The sequence below is a fragment of the Crenobacter intestini genome (assembly GCF_004919095.1).
Lineage (GTDB): Bacteria > Pseudomonadota > Gammaproteobacteria > Burkholderiales > Chromobacteriaceae > Craterilacuibacter > Craterilacuibacter intestini.
In genome coordinates, this window is the sequence record NZ_STGJ01000008.1 from 95,707 (window position 1) to 110,713 (window position 15,007).

Below are 15,007 nucleotides of genomic sequence, written 5' to 3' on the forward strand. Positions count from 1 at the left end.
TTCAGGCGGGCAGGGTGGTGCGCCACAAGGTGGACAGGTAGGCGGTGCGCACGCCGGCCGCCTGCGGCGCGACCGCGCAGCTGACCGCGAAAGAAGCCTGACGGGTTTCACGCAGCAAGGGGTCGCCGTAAGGCGGCCCGTTTTCTTTTCTTAAGGCCGCGACGAAGGGTTCGGTCGCCTTGTCGCGCCGGGCGAGCACCACGCCGATCTCGCCGTTGGCGAGCCGGACGAAGCTGCCCGGCGGGTAGATGCCGAGTTCCTTGACCATCAGCGCGACAAAGCGCGCGCTGTCTTGACCGGTGTTGGCGCTGAATACCTGGCGCAGCGCCAGTTGCGGCAGTTGCGCGCAGCGGTAGCTGCGCGGGGCGAGCTTGGCGGCGACGACGTCGGCAAGCTGCAGCAGCGGGACCAGCGCGTCGAGCGCGCCTGCGCCTTGCCCGAGCGGGTAGCCGGTGCCGTCGTGCCGCTCGTGGTGTTGCTGCACCAGCGTGTGCCAGCACTCGTCGGTCACGCCTGATTCGCGCAGGATCGCCGAGCCGAGCAGCGGATGGGCGTCGATCTCTTCGCGCTGCGACGGGGTCAAGGGTGCTTGCTGGCCGTGCAGCGTGTCCATCAGGCCGGGGACGGCGATGTTCATGGTCAGCGCCGCGCACAACAGCGCTTCTCGCTCGGTATTTTCCAGCGGCAGGCGCTGCGCGATCAGCGCCGCGAGCAGGGCGACGTGCACGCTGTGCATCGACGCGTAGCGGACGATGGGGGCGAGCAAGAGCGACGCGATCATCGCGTCGGGTGCGCGCCGCGCAAGCATGCCGATGTCGGATGCCAGCGCGCGCACCTTCTCTTCGAAACCGCTGGTGGCAAGCGGGTGGGCGAGCAGGGTGTTCAGCCTGCGCGCGAGGTGCAGCAATTCTTCGAAGGGGTTGAGCGTGCGCGGTGCGTCGTTCGCCGGCGCGCGGCCGGGGATGGCCGCCTCGGCACCCTGCTGGGCAGGGCCGCTCTCCGAGTGCGCGAGCAGTCGCGCGCGCTGCGCCTCGGTCAGCACGTAGTGGCCGCGGCCAAGCAGCAGCATGCCGTTGTCCGCGTACACGCTGACCGGCAAGTTTTCGCCGACCCGGATCGCTTGCGCCAGCAACTGCTGGCCGGCCTGCTTGCTCATCGCGCGTCCTGTGGGGAAGAAATGGAGGCGACGATTGTCGCAGCCTTGCGTGCTTCTGTCATGGGTTCAGCCGGCGACGGCGACGATCACGCTGGCCGCGTCGAAAGAGACGGTCACCGCCTCGCCCGGCGCGGGCTGTTGCCCAGCGGCGGGCCAGCTTACGACCAGCCGTTCGCCGCCGCCGCTTACCAGCTGTAGTTCGCCCTGGTCGTCCGTGGAGCCTGCATCCAGCACGGTCGCCGCCAGGCAATTGTCGGCGTGCGTTGCATTGGCCGGTGCCAGATGCAAGGCCGGCGCCTTGATCAGGGCAAACGCTGCGCGGCCGACAGTCAGGCCAAGCGCCTCGCAGCTGGCGCGGGTGAGCTGTGCGACGACGCGCTCGCCGCCTGCCAGGCGCAGGGTCAGGCGCTCGCCGCCCGCGTGCGAGAAAAGCGCTTCGACCGTGCCCGCCAGTTGGTTGCGCGCGCTGGTGCGCAGCGAGAGTGCGCGCATCAGCTGCCAGTCGTCGGCAAGGTCAGGGTCGGCCAGCGTGCCCAGCAGCGACTGCAGGGCCTGGTCGAGCCGGGCGTAATGTTCGACCAGCCTTTGGCCGCGGGGGGTCAGCCGGGTGCCGCCGCCGCCCTTGCCGCCGGCGGCGCGCTCGACCAGCGGCTCGCCGCTGAGCCGGTTCATGGTGTCGATCGCGTCCCACGCGCCCTTGTAACTGACGCCGCAGGCGGCGGCGGCGCGGGTGATCGACCCCGTCTTGCCGACCTGGGCGAGCAGCGCGATGCGCGCGCCGCCGGCCAGGCGCGTTTCGCCCGCGTTCAGCCACAACTCGGCGCTCGCCTTGACCGCTTCGTTCATGTTGCCCCCCGTGTGGCCAGGCGCCCGTCGGCGAGGGTGAACACCGCGTCGCCGAAGGCAGCGGCGTCGTCCGGGTCGTGGCTGATCAGGACCAGCGGGATGCCGGTGTGCGCGAGAAGGCCGGAGAGTTCGGCACGCATGCGTGCGCGCAAGGGTGCGTCCAGTGCGGCGAACGGCTCGTCCAGCAGCAGCGCCTCGGGTTTGGCCGCCAGCGCGCGCGCGAGCGCGGCCCGCTGGCGCTGGCCGCCGGAGAGCGTGTGCGGGTAAGCGTCGGCGAGCGCGGCCAGGCCGAACGCGTCGATCCAGCGCTCGGCCTCGGGCGCGCGCACGCGCCGCGCAGGGTTGAACCAGCGGCTGCCGGCGACACCGAAGGCGACGTTCTGGCGCACGGTCAGGTGCGGCATCAGCGCGTAGTCCTGGAACAGGTAACCCATCCTGCGCTCGCGCGCCGGCAGCGCCACGCCGCGCGCGGCGTCGAACAGCGTGCGCCCGCCCAGGCGGATCAGCCCGGCATCGGGCGTCATCAGCCCGGCAATCGCCTTCAGGGTCAGGCTCTTGCCCGAGCCGGACGGGCCGAGCAGCACCAGGCGCTGCGCGTCGCAGCGAAAGGCGACGTCAAGCTCGAAGCGGCAAGTGCCCTGCACTAAGCGCTTGCGGATGTCGACTTCAAGCTGCATCGCGCGCCTCCTGGGTGGTGGGCCGGCTCGGGGCGAGGGCGAGGGTGGCGAGCAGCACCGCCGCGCACACCGCCGAGGTGATGAGTACCAGCGTGGTCGCGGTGTCGTCCTGTCCGGCCTGCACCGCCTCGTAGACGGCGACCGACAGCGTCTGCGTCTGGCCGGGGATGCTGCCGGCGACCATCAGCGTCGCGCCGAATTCACCCATCGCCCGCGCGAAGGCGAGCAGCAAGCCTGCGAGGATGCCGCGCCACGCCAGGGGCAGGGTAACGCGGAAGAACACCGCGCTCTCGGAGAGGCCCAGCACGCGCGCGGCCGACTCGTAGCGGCCGTCGACCGCCTCGAAGGCGGCACGCGCCGGCTTGAAAACCAGCGGGAACACGACGATGGACGCGGCGAGTACCGCGCCTTGCCATGTAAAGATCAGGTTGACGCCGAAACTTGATTCAAGCCACGCGCCGATCGGTCCGTTGCGCCCGACCAGCACCAGGAGGTAGTAGCCGAGCACCGTCGGCGGCAGCACCATCGGCAGCGTGAAGAGGGTGTCGAGCAGGTCGCGGCCGGGAAAGCGGGCGCGGGCGAGCAGGTAGCCGGTGGCGGTGCCCAGCACCAGGTTGACCAGTGTCGCACACGAGGCGACCTTCAGCGACAGCAACAGCGCGGTAAGGGTGGGCTCGTTCATGTTTACGGCCGGGTAAAGCCGTGACGGGCGAGCACGCCTTGCGCGGCTGCGCCTTGCAGGTAGCTTGCGAAGCGGTGCGCGTCCTTGCTGTTGCGGCTGCCGGCCACCACGGCGGCCGGGTAGCGTACCGGGGGTGCCGTGTCGACCGGGAACAGCGTCTTCACCTTGCCGCGGAACGCCTGCGCGTCCGACGCGTAGACGAAGGCGGCGTCCACTTCGCCGCGCGCGGCGTAGTCGAGCGCCTGGCGCACGTTCTGCGCGCGCACGGCCTTGGCGGACACCGCTGGCCACAGCCCGGCCGACATCAGCGCCGCCTGCGCGTAGCGGCCGGCTGGCACGCTGTCCGGCTGGCCCAGCGCGACGCGGCGCACCGCAGGCTGCGTCAGCGCGGACAGGCTGTCCACCTTGAGCGTGCTAGCCGCTGGCGCGACCAGCACCAGGCGGTTGCCGGCCAGGTTGAAACGGGACGCACCGTCGACCAGGCCGCGGCGCGCCGCCTCGTCCATGGTCTTGTCGTCCGCGCTGACAAACAGGTCGACCGGCGCGCCGTGCGCGATCTGCTGCAGGAGCGCGCCCGAGCCGCCGGCGTTCACCCGCACGCGCGTGCCGGGCTGGCCTGCCTCGTAGCTGGCCGCGATTTCGCGCATCGCGTCGGCGAGGCTGGCGGCGGCGGAGACGGTCACCTCGCCCGCGTGCGCGGGCAGGGCGATGGCAAGGGCGGTGAGTAGGGTGGCTATCCGGGGCATCGGTCGGCATTCGGGGCGTTATATAGCGCCGTATATTGCGCGACTTTATGCCGATGGTAAAGCCGGCGCGCCGCCCAGCGCCTCGCGCAGCAGGGCGATGAGCGCGCGCAGGCGGGCCGGCTGGTGGTGGCGGGTCGGGTAGAGCGCGAACACGCTCACTTCGCCGCAGCGCCAGCCGGGCAGCACCTCCTGCAGGCGGCCGGCGGCGATGTCGTCGCCGACGATGAAGTCCGGCTGGCGGGTGATGCCCAGCCCAGCCAGCGCGAACGCGCGGCAAAGCTCGCCGTTGTTGGCAACCAGCGGGCTGGTGACGCGCACGCGTTCGCGTTCGTCGCCGCGCGACAAGGTCCACTCGCCGCGCGCGCGGGCGAGGCTGTACTCGATCAGCGTATGCGCTGAGAGCCCGGCGACGTCCGTGGGCGCACCGTGGCGGGCGAGGTAGGCGGGGCTCGCGCACATCAGGATGCGCGAGCGGCACAAGGGCAGGGCGACCGCGCGGGTAAGCGGCGGCTCGGCGGTGATGCGGATGGCCAAATCGAAGCCGTCCTCGAGCAGGTCGACCATCTGGTCGGACAGCACCACGTCGAGCCGCACCTGCGGGTGGCGGCGCGCGAACTCGGCGAACAGGGGGGCGAGACGCAGCGTGCCGAAGCTCAGCGGCGCGCTGATGCGCAGCAAGCCGCGCACCTCGCTGCTGTTCATGCTCGCCTCTTCCTCGGCCTCGGCGACCGTCTGCAGGATCTCGCGGCAGCGGGCGAGGTAGGTGTGCCCCTCGTCGGTCAGCGCGAGGCTGCGCGTGGTGCGCTGGATCAGGCGCACGCCGAGCGCGCGTTCGAGTTCGGTTACCCGGCGCGACAGCGCGCTCTTCGATTGTTCAAGCTCGTTGGCGGCGCCGACGAAGCTGCCGGTGTCCGCGATCGCGACCAGCGCACGCATCGCTTCGAATTTGTCCATTGTCCCGTTTATCGCACCAATGAATTGCAGTTCGGATAGTTTATTGCAGTGCGTGATGACAATAAAGTGGCGCTTCGCAAAGCCACCTGACAGGCACACACATGACCACTTCCCGATACACCCCCGCGCTGGTGCGCCTGCACTGGCTGATGGCTGCGCTGGTGTTTGCCACCTTTGCGCTGGGCGTGCTGGTCAGCCAGTTGCCGGTCTCTCCGGCGATGTTCCGCCTGATTGCCTGGCACAAGTGGGGCGGCGTGCTGCTGTTCGGCCTCGTCCTGATGCGCATTTTCGTACGGCTGCGCCACGGCGCGCCGCCGCTGCCCGGGACGACCAGGCGTGCCGCCCTCCGGGCTGCGCACGCGGTGCATGGCGCGCTCTACCTCTGTTTCCTCGCGGTGCCGCTGGCCGGCTATTTCGCGAGCCTCGCCAAGGGCTTCCCGGTTGTGCTGTTCGGCGTGCTGCCGTTGCCCGCGCCGATCGGTGCCGACCCCATGCTCGCCGGGCGGCTTGCGCTGCTGCACTCGACGCTCGCCTACGCCTTCGGCGCGCTGGTGCTCTTGCACGTGGCCGCGGCCTGCAAGCACCAGTGGCTGGACCGCGACGGGCTGATTTCCCGCATGGCCTTCGCGCCGGCACCTTCTTCCCCGAAAGGACAACCGTGACCCAAGCCTACGCCGGCCTGCTCGCCCTCGTGCTGGCCCTGCCTGTCAACGCCGCAGGCGTCGACCTTGCCAAGAGCAGCCTTGCCTTCAGCTTCCGCCAGATGGGCGTGCCGGTGGCCGGCAGTTTCGCCCGCTTCGACGCCGACGTCGCCTTCAACGCGGCCGAGCCGGCAAAAAGCCGTGCGACGCTGACTGTGCACACTGCGAGCATCCGCCTGCCGGCACCCGACGCCGTCGCCGAGGCGGCCCGTGCCGCCTGGTTCGACAGCGCACGCCATCCGCAGGCGCGCTTCGTCGCCAGCCGCTTCACCCGCCTGGCCGATGGCCGTTATCAGGTGTCTGGCAAGCTGACGCTCAAGGGGGTCAGCCGCGAGCTGTCGGCGCCGTTTGCCCTGCGCGAGGCGGGCGGTACCCGCTGGCTCGAGGGTTCGCTGCCGATTTCGCGCCTCGCCTTCGGCGTCGGTGACGGCGAGTGGCGCGATACCGACACGGTCGCCGACACCGTAGAACTCAAATTCCGTCTGGCACTGGCCGGGCGTTGACCGCACCCCCAACCCAAGGAGCACACCATGACCATCCTGAAGCCCACCCTTGCCGCCTTTTTCATGTCCGCCGCCTTCGGTGCCATCGCCGCGCCGGTGACCTACACGATCGACCCGACGCATACCACCGCCAGCTACTCGGTCAACCACCTGGGCCTGTCGCTCCAGCAGGGCACCTTCAGCGAGGTGAGCGGGCGCCTCATCGTCGACGAGGCCGCCGGCACCGGCAAGGTCGAGGTGGTGGTGCCGACCGCGACGCTCAACAGCCACTTTGCCAAGCGCGACGAACACCTGAAGGGCGCGGACTTCTTCGACGTCGCGCGTTACCCCGAGATGCGTTACATCGCCGACAAGGTGGTGTTCCGTCAGGGCAAGCCCGAGCGGGTCGAGGGGCAGCTGATGCTCAAGGGCGTGACCCGCCCGCTCACGCTGGCCGTCACCCGCGCGGCAAGGCTCGCCAACCCGATGAGCGGGGTCGAGACCTGGGGCGTGAACGCCGAGGGTCGCCTCAAGCGCAGCGAATTCGGCATGTCCAAGTACCTGCCGGGGGTCGGCGACGAAGTGACGCTCGCGATCGCACTGGAAGCTCCGAAGGCGCAGTAAGTAGAAGAGGATGAGGCTGCCGACCCTGTTCGTGTCGCATGGTGCGCCGACGCTGGCGCTGGAGGCGGGGCCGGACGCGGCGCTGCTCGCGTCCTTGCCGGCGACGCTCGCGCCGGTACGCGCGGTGCTGGTGGTCTCCGCGCACTTGCAGGCGCGGGGCGTGACGCTGAGCGCGACGCCGGCGCCTCGGACCGTGCATGACTTCTACGGCTTTCCTGCGCCGCTCTACCGGCTGAGCTACCCGGCCACAGGTTCGGCGTGGCTCGCCGGTGAAGTCGAGGCGGCGCTCGCCGCGGCGGGCATCGCCTGTGGCCGCGACGACAGCCGCGGCATCGACCACGGCGTGTGGGTGCCATTGATGAAGATGTGGCCGGCGGCCGACGTGCCGGTGGTGACGCTGGCGCTGCCGCATGGCGCGTCGGCCGCCGAGCTGGCCGCGCTGGGTGCCGCGCTGTCGGTGCTGCCGGATGAGGGCGTACTGGTGTTGGGTTCGGGCGGCTACGTGCACAACCTGTCCGAACTCGCGGAAGATGGCTCGGCGCCGCCTGCGTGGGCCCGTGCGTTCGCGGCGTGGCTGGACGACGCGCTGCGCTCGGATGACAGGCAGCGCCTGTTAGACTGGGAAGGCCAGGCGCCGTTTGCCCGGCGCGCGCACCCGAGCAGCGAGCACCTGGCGCCGCTGTTTGTCGCGCTGGGTGCGGCAGGCGAGGGCGCGCAGGCGCGCAAGCTGTTTGACGGCTGGCGCTACGGTGCCCTGTCTATGGCGGCGTTCTCGTTTGCGTCCCCGCCTGCGGGCGCGCGCAACGCACTGTAGAATGCCGGATGACAGAGGGCTGCGCAGGCGCGCGGCCACGGCCATTCCAACGGAGAAAAGATTATGGGCAACCCGGTGATCGACCAGCTGATGAACCGCCGCTCGGTGCGCGCCTTCAGCGGCGAGACGGTGAGTGACGACGACCTTGCGACCATCCTGCGTGCGGCGCAGCAGGCGCCGACCTCGGTCAACGGCCAGCAGGTCTCACTGATTGTCACCCGAGACAAGTCGACCATCCGCCGCATCGCCGACATCGCCGGCGGCCAGGTGCAGGTCGCGACCGCCGACGTGTTCGTCACCATCGTGGTCGACTTCAACCGTACCGCGCACGCGTGTCAGGCGGCGGGCGTCACCCAGCAGATCGCGGACTCGGCCGAGGGGCTGATGGTCGGCGCGGTCGACGCCGGCATCATGCTGATGGCGCTGCAGGTGGCCGCCGAGTCGCTCGGTTACGGCACCACCGCGATTGGCGGCATCCGCCGCGCGCCGCAGGCGCTGGTCGAACTGCTCGGCCTGCCGGCCGGGACTTTTCCGCTGGTCGGCACCACCATCGGCGTGCCCGACAAGACGCGCCTGCCGCGCGTCAAGCCGCGGGTGCCGCTCTCAAGCTTCGCGATGCACGAGCGTTACGACGACGCGGCGGTCGCCGCCGGTGTGACCGAATACGACCGCACGCTCGCCGCGTGGTGGCAGGAACAGGGCATCACCGACATGCCGTCCTACTGCCGCGCCACCGCCGGCTACTACCAGAGCGACTACTTCCCGACCGTCGGCGACGTGCTCGCGCGGCAGGGCTTCAGCCTCGCCGACAAGTAAGGGCAGCGCTCAGTCGCGGGTCAGCACCTCGATCAGCTCGATCTCGAACACGAGGTCGGAATTGGCCGGGATGCGGTCGCCGATCGCGCGCTCGCCGTAGGCGAGCGCGGCGGGGACGAACAGGCGGCGCTGGCCGCCTTCTTTCATGCCCATCAGGCCGATGTCCCAGCCCTTGATCACGCGGCCGGTGCCGATCACGCACTGGAACGGCCGGCCCTTGTCGTGCGAGGACTCGAAGCGGGTGCCGTCGGCGAGGTAGCCGGTGTAGTGGGCGGTGATCAGCGCGCCCTTGACGGCGGCCTTGCCTTCGCCTGCGACGATCTCTTCGATACGGACTTCCTGCTGCATGCTGTGCCTCCTTGTGGGCTCGGTATTGCAAAGGGCGGCATTCTACCGCGTCGGCAGCCTCAAGGCGCGGCGCGGCTTTTCAGGGGGTATTCATGCTCAAGGTCGTGTTGACCGGCCACAGCCAGGGGCTGGGCGCGGCGCTGGCCGCCGCCTTGCTCGATCGCTGCGTGCCGGTGCTGGCGCTCTCGCGCTCGAAAAACGCGGCACTCGCCGCGTGCCATGCGCACCTCGCCGAGGTCCGGCTCGATCTTGCCGACAGCGAGGCGCTGGCGCGCTGGCTTGCAGGCGGGACGCTTGCGCGTTTTCTGGCCGGGGCCGGGCGGGCGTGGCTTGTCAATAACGCGGGGACGCTTACGCCACAGGCGCAGGCCGGCGCGCAGGGCGCCGCGCTGCTCGCGCGGGCCGTTGCGCTGAATGTGGCTGCCCCCATGATGCTTGCCGACGCCTTCGTCGGCGCGACGGCGGCGCTGGCGGACCGGCGGGTGCTGCACGTGGGTAGCGGCGCCGGCCGCCAGCCTTACCCCGGCTGGAGCATGTACTGCGCGAGCAAGGCGGCGCTCGACATGCACGCGCGCACGCTGGCCGCGGAAAACCACGCCGGGCTGCGCATCGCCTCGGTCGCGCCCGGCGTAATCGACACCGCGATGCAGGCGCAGATCCGCAGGACGACGCCCGGCGACTTTCCGGCTCGGGAGCGCTTTGTCGCGCTGAAGGACACGGGGGCTTTGACGTCGCCCGGCGCGGCGGCGGCCAAGGTGCTGGCTTACCTGGAGTCCGGCGCCTTCGGCGAGGCGCCGCTTGCCGACGTGCGAAGCTTGCCGGCGGGCTGAGCTCTTGCTTGCGCGGGCCGCGCTAGCGCGTGAGTTGCGGGAACAGGCGGTAGATGCCGTCGACGATGATCTCGATCGACAGGGCGGCGAGGATCATACCCATCACCCGGTTGACGATGTTGATGCCGGTCTGGCCCAGCACACGGCTGATCGGGGTGGCCATCACCAGCGTCACGTAGCAGGCGGCGGCGACCAGGAGGCCGCTGATGATCAGCGCGAGCATCTGCAGCCAGCCATGCGCCGCGCTCGCGTAAATGATCACCGTCGACATGGTGCCCGGACCCGTCATCAGCGGGATCGCCATCGGTACCACCGCGATATTGGTCTTGGCTTCGGCTTCCTCGCGTTCCTGCTTGGTCGTCTTGGTCGGCGAGGACTTGGCGTTCATCAGCGAGATCGCGATCAGCATCAGCAGCATGCCGCCACCGACCTGGAACGAGCCGATGCTGATGCCGAGGAATTTGAGCAGCGCGTCGCCGACCAGCGCGAACACCACCATCACCACGGCGACCGCGGTCGCGGTGGTCTTGGCGATCGACTTGCGTTCGGATTGTGATGCGTTCGGGGTGAGGCTGATAAAGATCGGGATAGCGCCCAGCGGGTTCACCAGTACCAAGAGGGCGGTGAAGATCTTGATGATTTCCAGTTCCATGGCGGCGAATCTTACCTGCTAAGGGTCGGCAAGGGCTTTCAAGCTGGTGACGGGAACGGATACGCCCGCGTCAGCCGGCCGGCCGGCGGCCGGCCGATACCAGTCTATGTCATGACACCATCAATTTCCGGCCAGCAGCGTGGCCAGCGTGCGCCGGTAAATGGCCGTTAATGCGTCAAGATCGGCGACGGACACGCATTCGTCGATCTGGTGGATGCTGTCGTTCCTGAGGCCGAATTCGATCACCTCGCCGGCGATGCGCTTGATGAAGCGCCCGTCCGAGGTGCCACCGCCGGTCGAGTGCGCCGGCGTCAGGCCGGTTTCTGCGGCGATCGCGGCTTCAAGTGCGTGGGCAAGCGCACCCGGTTGCGACACGAAGGGTTCGCCGCCGCTGCGCCATTGCCAGTGCCCGCGGATGCCGTGGCGCGCAAACAGCGCCTCGCTTTGGCGGACCAGCGTGTCGGCCGGGCTGGCCGGGCCGTGCCTGAAGTTGAAGCGCAGGGTCGCGTGGCCCGGGATCACGTTGCCGGCGCCGGTCCCGGCGTTGAGGTTGGAGACCTGCAGGCCGGTGGCCGGGAAGTCGTCGTCGCCGTCGTCCCAGCGGGTGGCCACGAGTTCGGCCAGCGCCGGCGCGAGCCGGTGCAGCGGGTTGTCGGCAAGCCCGGGGTAGGCGACGTGGCCTTGCACGCCCTCGACGGTCAGCGTCGCCGACAGCGAGCCGCGCCGCCCGTGGCGCAGGGTGTCGCCCAGTCGTGCGCCCGAACTCGGCTCGCCGACCAGGCACCAGTCGATCTGCTCGGAGCGTGCGACAAGCGCGTCGACGACGCGCCGCGTGCCGTGTTCGGCCGGGCCTTCCTCGTCCGAGGTCAACAGCAGCGCGACCGAGCCTGCGTGCGCGGGGTGTTCGGCGAGAAACTCTTCCAGTGCCGTCACAAAGGCGGCGATGCCGCCCTTCATGTCGGCCGCGCCGCGGCCGTACAGCTTGCCGTTTTCGATTGCCGCGGCGAACGGCGGGTGCCGCCAGCGCTCTTCCGGCCCGCTCGGCACCACGTCGGTGTGGCCGGCGAAGCACAGCAAGGGGGCGCTGCGCCCCTTGCGTGCCCACAGGTTGCTGACGCCCGCATGGTCGAAACGCTCGAGCGTGAAGCCCAGCGCGGCGAGGCGCCGGCTGATGACATCAAGGCAGCCGGCGTCGTGCGGGGTGACCGACGGGCGGCGGATCAATTCGCGCGCCAGTTCGAGCGCCGCGCTCATCGGCCCAGCCGCGTCCGGTAGGCCGCCTCGTCAAAGCCGACGGTGACGGCCTGTCCGTCGTCGAGGACGGGGCGCTTGATCAGCGAGGGGGTTGCCGCCAGTTGGGCGAGTGCGCCTTCGCGGCTGACGCAGGCGGCCTGCGCGTCGGGCGGGAGTGCACGCCAGGTGGTGCCCTTGCGGTTGACGAGCGTCTCGACGCCGACGGCGTCGGCCCAGCGCGCGAGCGTGTCCTGCGGGACGCCCTGTTTCTTGAAGTCGTGGAAGGCGAAGTCGACCTCGTGGTCGACGAGCCACTGGCGGGCCTTCTTGACGGTGCCGCAGTTGGGGATGCCGTAAACGGTCAGCATGGGGCGGGACTCACTGGTTGAGGATGAAGCCGTCGAAGTCGGGCGCGGCCTCCTGGGCGGCGCCGGTCGACGGGCGCTTGGCATTTTCGTTGTTGTTGACGAGCCAGTACAGGTTGGTCGGCGAGTCGGCGTTCTTCATCGCCTCGTCCAGCGTGATCTGGCCGCTGTTGTAGAGGCGGAACAGCGCCTGCTCGAAGGTCTGCGCGCCTTCGGCCAGCGTCGCCTCGATCGCGTCCTTGATCTTGTCGATCTCGCCGGCGCGGATCAGCTCGCCGATATGCGGGGTGTTGAGCATCAGCTCGACCGCCGGGATCAGCTTGCCGCCGGTCGACGGCAGGAGGCGCTGCGAGATCACCGCCTTGAGCGCCTGCGACAGGTCCATCAGCAGCGCCTCGCGCGTCTGCGGGGGGAAGAAGCTGATCATGCGGTTGAGCATGTGGTAGCTGTTGCTCGCGTGAAAGGTGGTGATGCACAGGTGGCCCGACTGTGCGTAGTTGATCGCGTGGGTCAGCGTCTCGGCGTCGCGGATCTCGCCGATCATCAGCACATCGGGCGCCTCGCGCATCGCGTTCTTGAGTGCCGAGCCGTAGGAGTGGGTATCCAGCCCGATCTCCCGCTGGTTGACGATGGAGCGGCCATGCTCGAACAGGTACTCGACCGGGTCTTCCACGGTGAGGATGTGGCCGCTTTGCGTGCGCTTGCGCTGTTCGATCAGCGCGGCGACGGTCGAGCTCTTGCCCGAGCCGGTGGCGCCGGCGACGACGATCAGCCCGCGTTTGAGGCCGACCAGTGACTGCAGTGATTGCGGCAGGTTCAGCTCGTCAAGGTCGGGAGCCTTGGGGGCGATGCGGCGCACCACCATCGCGACCTGCCCGCGCTGGCGGAACAGGTTGACGCGGAAGTTGCCCAGGCCTTCGGCCTGTCGCGCGAAGTTCATTTCCAGGTCCCGCTCGAAGCGGGCGATCTCGTCGGCGTCCATCAGGCTGTACGCGAGCTGCTGCACCTGTTCGTGGCCGAGCACCTTGTCGCCGACAGCACGCAGCACGCCGTCGATCTTGATCTGGACCGGCGCGCCGCCGGTGTAGAAGGTGTCGCTGGCGGCGTGTTCGGCCATCAGCCGGAAAAAGGGCAGCATCATCATCGGGCGGGCTTCCTTGCTGTGAGCAAAAAAGCCCCGAAGCGGCGGGGCCGGCTCCGGGGCTTCTTGGGATGGTTCTTAGGCCTTGGCGGGCGCTGCGTCGCGCAGTGCGCGGCGCAGGATCTTGCCGACGTTGGTCTTCGGCAGCTCGTCGCGGAACTCGACAAACTTCGGCACCTTGTAGCCGGTCAGGTTCTGCTTGCAGTGTTCGATCACCGCTTCGGCGGTCAGCGCCGGATCCTTCCTGACCACGAACACCTTGACGAGTTCGCCGGACTTTTCGTCCGGCACGCCGATGCACGCGACCTCGAGCACGCCCGGGTGCATCGCGACCACGTCCTCGATCTCGTTCGGGTAGACGTTGAAGCCGGAGACCAGGATCATGTCCTTCTTGCGGTCGACCAGCTTGACGAAGCCCTCGGGCGTGATGATGGCCATGTCGCCGGTGGCGAGGAAGCCCTCGGCGTCGATCACCTTGGCGGTTTCTTCCGGGCGGTTCCAGTAGCCCTTCATCACCTGCGGCCCCTTGATGCACAGCTCGCCCGCCTCGCCTTGGGCGGCTTCGCGGCCTTCGCTGTCGCGGATCTGGATGTCGGTCGACGGCACCGGCACGCCGATGGTGCCGTTGTAGTCCTTGAGGTCGAGCGGGTTGATGCACGCGGCCGGGCTGGTTTCGGTCAGGCCGTAGGCTTCGACCAGCGTCACGCCGGTCATCTGCTTCCAGCGTTCTGCGACGGCCTTTTGCACGGCCATGCCGCCGCCCAGCGTCAGGCGCCAGGTCGAGAAGTCGACAGTCTTGAAGTCCGGGTGGTTGAGCAGGGCGTTGAAGAGGGTGTTCACGCCGGTCATCGCGGTGATCGGGTACTTCTTGATCTCCTTGATGAAGCCCGGGATGTCGCGCGGGTTGGTGATCAGCACGTTGAGCGCGCCGATCTCGGTGAACGCCATCAGGTTCGCGGTCAGCGAGAAGATATGGTAGAGCGGCAGCGCAGTGATGATCACCTCCTGCCCTTCGCGCACGGCGGGTTTGATCCATTCGCCGGCCTGCAGCATGTTGGCGACGATGTTGCGGTGGATCAGCATCGCCCCCTTGGAGACACCGGTGGTACCGCCGGTGTACTGCAGGAAGGCGATGTCGTCGTGGCCGACCGCGACCTTGACCGGCGGTTTGCGTGCGCCCTGGGCGAGCGCGTCGTTGAAGCGGGTGTAGGCGGGCAGTTGCCACGCCGGCACCATCTTCTTGACCTTGCGCACGACGAAGTTGACGATCGCACCCTTGGGGAAGCCCAGCATGTCGCCGATCGACGCGACCACCACATGCTTGATGCGGGTCTTGCGGATCACGTCCTCGAGCACGGAAGCGAAGTTCTCGAGGATGACGATGGTTTCGGCGCCCGAGTCGTTCAGCTGGTGCTCGAGTTCGCGCGGAGTGTAGAGCGGGTTGACGTTGACCACGGTGCAGCCTGCGCGCAGCGTGCCGAACACGCAGATCGGGTACTGCAGCAGGTTGGGCATCATGATGGCGACGCGGCTGCCCTTGGAGAGGCCAAGTTGCTGAAGGTAGGACGCGAAGTCGGAAACCTTGCGGTCGAGTTCGCAGTAGCTGAGCACCTTGTCCATGCAGGCGACGGCAGGGCGGTCACGGAAGCGTGCGACGCTCTTGTCGAACACTTCGTTGATCGAGGCGAAGGTATTGACGTCGATCTCGTGCGCGACCCCCTGCTGGTAGTTCTTGAACCACACCTTGTCCATGGTTAGCCCTTCTCCTTCGTGATGGCTGCCTGTGCATCTTTGGCGCAGGCTCTAGCCTGTTTGCATTGTTGTTTTGCCCATCCTCCAATTTACCGGAACTAAAACATCCCTGCAAAGCGCTCCGTTGTCATGGGGCGTCTGTCGTGCGCGACAAGCGGCTGCTCCGGCTGCGCCATTTTCTTTTTTGT

Annotated in this window: 18 protein-coding genes; 6 read left to right on the forward strand and 12 right to left on the reverse strand. The window is 68.8% G+C overall.

The window, feature by feature from the left end; genetic code table 11:
• Position 1 precedes the first annotated feature (1 nt).
• The 6 genes from E5K04_RS08560 to E5K04_RS08585 form a co-directional block, all read right to left on the reverse strand.
• A complete protein-coding gene (locus E5K04_RS08560; protein WP_136553013.1) occupies positions 2–1,156 on the reverse strand; it encodes an HD-GYP domain-containing protein in 1,155 nt (384 codons plus the stop codon).
• Between the two features lie 66 nt (positions 1,157–1,222).
• Positions 1,223–2,002, reverse strand: coding sequence for a TOBE domain-containing protein (locus E5K04_RS08565; protein WP_136553015.1), 780 nt, complete (start codon positions 2,000–2,002; stop codon positions 1,223–1,225).
• On the reverse strand, positions 1,999–2,679 hold the full coding sequence (locus tag E5K04_RS08570; protein WP_136553017.1) for an ATP-binding cassette domain-containing protein: 681 nt from the start codon (positions 2,677–2,679) through the stop codon (positions 1,999–2,001). The genes E5K04_RS08565 and E5K04_RS08570 overlap by 4 nt, the downstream gene beginning before the upstream one ends.
• Positions 2,669–3,361 (reverse strand): molybdate ABC transporter permease subunit, encoded by a 693-nt coding sequence (gene modB, locus E5K04_RS08575; protein ID WP_136553019.1) that lies wholly within the window; start codon positions 3,359–3,361, stop codon positions 2,669–2,671. The genes E5K04_RS08570 and modB overlap by 11 nt, the downstream gene beginning before the upstream one ends.
• Before the next feature lie 2 nt (positions 3,362–3,363).
• Complete coding sequence (gene modA / locus E5K04_RS08580; protein ID WP_136553021.1) at positions 3,364–4,107, reverse strand: molybdate ABC transporter substrate-binding protein; 744 nt, start codon at positions 4,105–4,107, stop codon at positions 3,364–3,366.
• A 45-nt stretch (positions 4,108–4,152) separates the two neighbouring features.
• Positions 4,153–5,061, reverse strand: coding sequence for a LysR family transcriptional regulator (locus tag E5K04_RS08585; protein ID WP_136553023.1), 909 nt, complete (start codon positions 5,059–5,061; stop codon positions 4,153–4,155).
• A gap of 101 nt (positions 5,062–5,162) precedes the next feature.
• Between E5K04_RS08585 and E5K04_RS08590 the strand changes: the two genes are divergently transcribed.
• The 5 genes from E5K04_RS08590 to E5K04_RS08610 all read left to right on the forward strand — a co-directional run bounded on the left by E5K04_RS08590 (position 5,163) and on the right by E5K04_RS08610 (position 8,498).
• Complete coding sequence (locus tag E5K04_RS08590; RefSeq protein ID WP_136553025.1) at positions 5,163–5,723, forward strand: cytochrome b; 561 nt, start codon at positions 5,163–5,165, stop codon at positions 5,721–5,723.
• Positions 5,720–6,265 (forward strand): YceI family protein, encoded by a 546-nt coding sequence (locus E5K04_RS08595; protein ID WP_205700329.1) that lies wholly within the window; start codon positions 5,720–5,722, stop codon positions 6,263–6,265. The genes E5K04_RS08590 and E5K04_RS08595 overlap by 4 nt, the downstream gene beginning before the upstream one ends.
• Positions 6,266–6,292: 27 nt before the next feature.
• Positions 6,293–6,868: a YceI family protein gene (locus E5K04_RS08600; protein ID WP_205700330.1), complete on the forward strand. Its 576-nt coding sequence runs from the start codon at positions 6,293–6,295 to the stop codon at positions 6,866–6,868.
• 10 nt (positions 6,869–6,878) lie between these two features.
• Positions 6,879–7,682: a DODA-type extradiol aromatic ring-opening family dioxygenase gene (locus E5K04_RS08605; protein WP_136553027.1), complete on the forward strand. Its 804-nt coding sequence runs from the start codon at positions 6,879–6,881 to the stop codon at positions 7,680–7,682.
• Between the two features lie 63 nt (positions 7,683–7,745).
• Positions 7,746–8,498, forward strand: a complete 753-nt coding sequence (locus E5K04_RS08610) for a nitroreductase family protein (protein ID WP_136553029.1) — start codon at positions 7,746–7,748, stop codon at positions 8,496–8,498.
• 9 nt (positions 8,499–8,507) lie between these two features.
• Here the strand turns inward: E5K04_RS08610 and E5K04_RS08615 are convergent, their stop codons facing one another.
• Positions 8,508–8,846: an FKBP-type peptidyl-prolyl cis-trans isomerase gene (locus E5K04_RS08615; RefSeq protein WP_136553032.1), complete on the reverse strand. Its 339-nt coding sequence runs from the start codon at positions 8,844–8,846 to the stop codon at positions 8,508–8,510.
• A gap of 92 nt (positions 8,847–8,938) precedes the next feature.
• Here E5K04_RS08615 and E5K04_RS08620 point away from each other — a divergent pair, with 92 nt between their 5' ends.
• Positions 8,939–9,676, forward strand: a complete 738-nt coding sequence (locus E5K04_RS08620) for an SDR family oxidoreductase (protein WP_136553034.1) — start codon at positions 8,939–8,941, stop codon at positions 9,674–9,676.
• Positions 9,677–9,698: 22 nt separating this feature from the next.
• Here E5K04_RS08620 and E5K04_RS08625 read toward each other — a convergent pair whose 3' ends face one another.
• From E5K04_RS08625 to E5K04_RS08645, 5 genes are all read right to left on the reverse strand, one after another.
• Complete coding sequence (locus E5K04_RS08625; protein ID WP_136553036.1) at positions 9,699–10,328, reverse strand: MarC family protein; 630 nt, start codon at positions 10,326–10,328, stop codon at positions 9,699–9,701.
• 120 nt (positions 10,329–10,448) lie between these two features.
• Positions 10,449–11,582 (reverse strand): succinyl-diaminopimelate desuccinylase, encoded by a 1,134-nt coding sequence (dapE, locus tag E5K04_RS08630; RefSeq protein WP_136553038.1) that lies wholly within the window; start codon positions 11,580–11,582, stop codon positions 10,449–10,451.
• Complete coding sequence (locus E5K04_RS08635) at positions 11,579–11,929, reverse strand: arsenate reductase (protein WP_136553040.1); 351 nt, start codon at positions 11,927–11,929, stop codon at positions 11,579–11,581. Before E5K04_RS08635 ends, dapE begins: the two co-directional genes overlap by 4 nt.
• Before the next feature lie 10 nt (positions 11,930–11,939).
• A complete protein-coding gene (locus tag E5K04_RS08640) occupies positions 11,940–13,070 on the reverse strand; it encodes a PilT/PilU family type 4a pilus ATPase (RefSeq protein WP_136553042.1) in 1,131 nt (376 codons plus the stop codon).
• Between the two features lie 75 nt (positions 13,071–13,145).
• Positions 13,146–14,819 (reverse strand): long-chain-fatty-acid--CoA ligase, encoded by a 1,674-nt coding sequence (locus E5K04_RS08645; RefSeq protein WP_136553044.1) that lies wholly within the window; start codon positions 14,817–14,819, stop codon positions 13,146–13,148.
• Positions 14,820–15,007: the final 188 nt, after the last annotated feature.

Coding starts and splice junctions, on each gene's coding strand:
- E5K04_RS08560 (WP_136553013.1), bottom strand. CDS start 1,156: ATGAGCAAGCAGGCCGGCCAGCAGTTGCTGGCGCAAGCGATCCGGGTC.
- E5K04_RS08565 (WP_136553015.1), bottom strand. CDS start 2,002: ATGAACGAAGCGGTCAAGGCGAGCGCCGAGTTGTGGCTGAACGCGGGC.
- E5K04_RS08570 (WP_136553017.1), bottom strand. CDS start 2,679: ATGCAGCTTGAAGTCGACATCCGCAAGCGCTTAGTGCAGGGCACTTGC.
- modB (WP_136553019.1), bottom strand. CDS start 3,361: ATGAACGAGCCCACCCTTACCGCGCTGTTGCTGTCGCTGAAGGTCGCC.
- modA (WP_136553021.1), bottom strand. CDS start 4,107: ATGCCCCGGATAGCCACCCTACTCACCGCCCTTGCCATCGCCCTGCCC.
- E5K04_RS08585 (WP_136553023.1), bottom strand. CDS start 5,061: ATGGACAAATTCGAAGCGATGCGTGCGCTGGTCGCGATCGCGGACACC.
- E5K04_RS08590 (WP_136553025.1), top strand. CDS start 5,163: ATGACCACTTCCCGATACACCCCCGCGCTGGTGCGCCTGCACTGGCTG.
- E5K04_RS08600 (WP_205700330.1), top strand. CDS start 6,293: ATGACCATCCTGAAGCCCACCCTTGCCGCCTTTTTCATGTCCGCCGCC.
- E5K04_RS08605 (WP_136553027.1), top strand. CDS start 6,879: ATGAGGCTGCCGACCCTGTTCGTGTCGCATGGTGCGCCGACGCTGGCG.
- E5K04_RS08610 (WP_136553029.1), top strand. CDS start 7,746: ATGGGCAACCCGGTGATCGACCAGCTGATGAACCGCCGCTCGGTGCGC.
- E5K04_RS08615 (WP_136553032.1), bottom strand. CDS start 8,846: ATGCAGCAGGAAGTCCGTATCGAAGAGATCGTCGCAGGCGAAGGCAAG.
- E5K04_RS08620 (WP_136553034.1), top strand. CDS start 8,939: ATGCTCAAGGTCGTGTTGACCGGCCACAGCCAGGGGCTGGGCGCGGCG.
- E5K04_RS08625 (WP_136553036.1), bottom strand. CDS start 10,328: ATGGAACTGGAAATCATCAAGATCTTCACCGCCCTCTTGGTACTGGTG.
- dapE (WP_136553038.1), bottom strand. CDS start 11,582: ATGAGCGCGGCGCTCGAACTGGCGCGCGAATTGATCCGCCGCCCGTCG.
- E5K04_RS08635 (WP_136553040.1), bottom strand. CDS start 11,929: ATGCTGACCGTTTACGGCATCCCCAACTGCGGCACCGTCAAGAAGGCC.
- E5K04_RS08640 (WP_136553042.1), bottom strand. CDS start 13,070: ATGATGATGCTGCCCTTTTTCCGGCTGATGGCCGAACACGCCGCCAGC.
- E5K04_RS08645 (WP_136553044.1), bottom strand. CDS start 14,819: ATGGACAAGGTGTGGTTCAAGAACTACCAGCAGGGGGTCGCGCACGAG.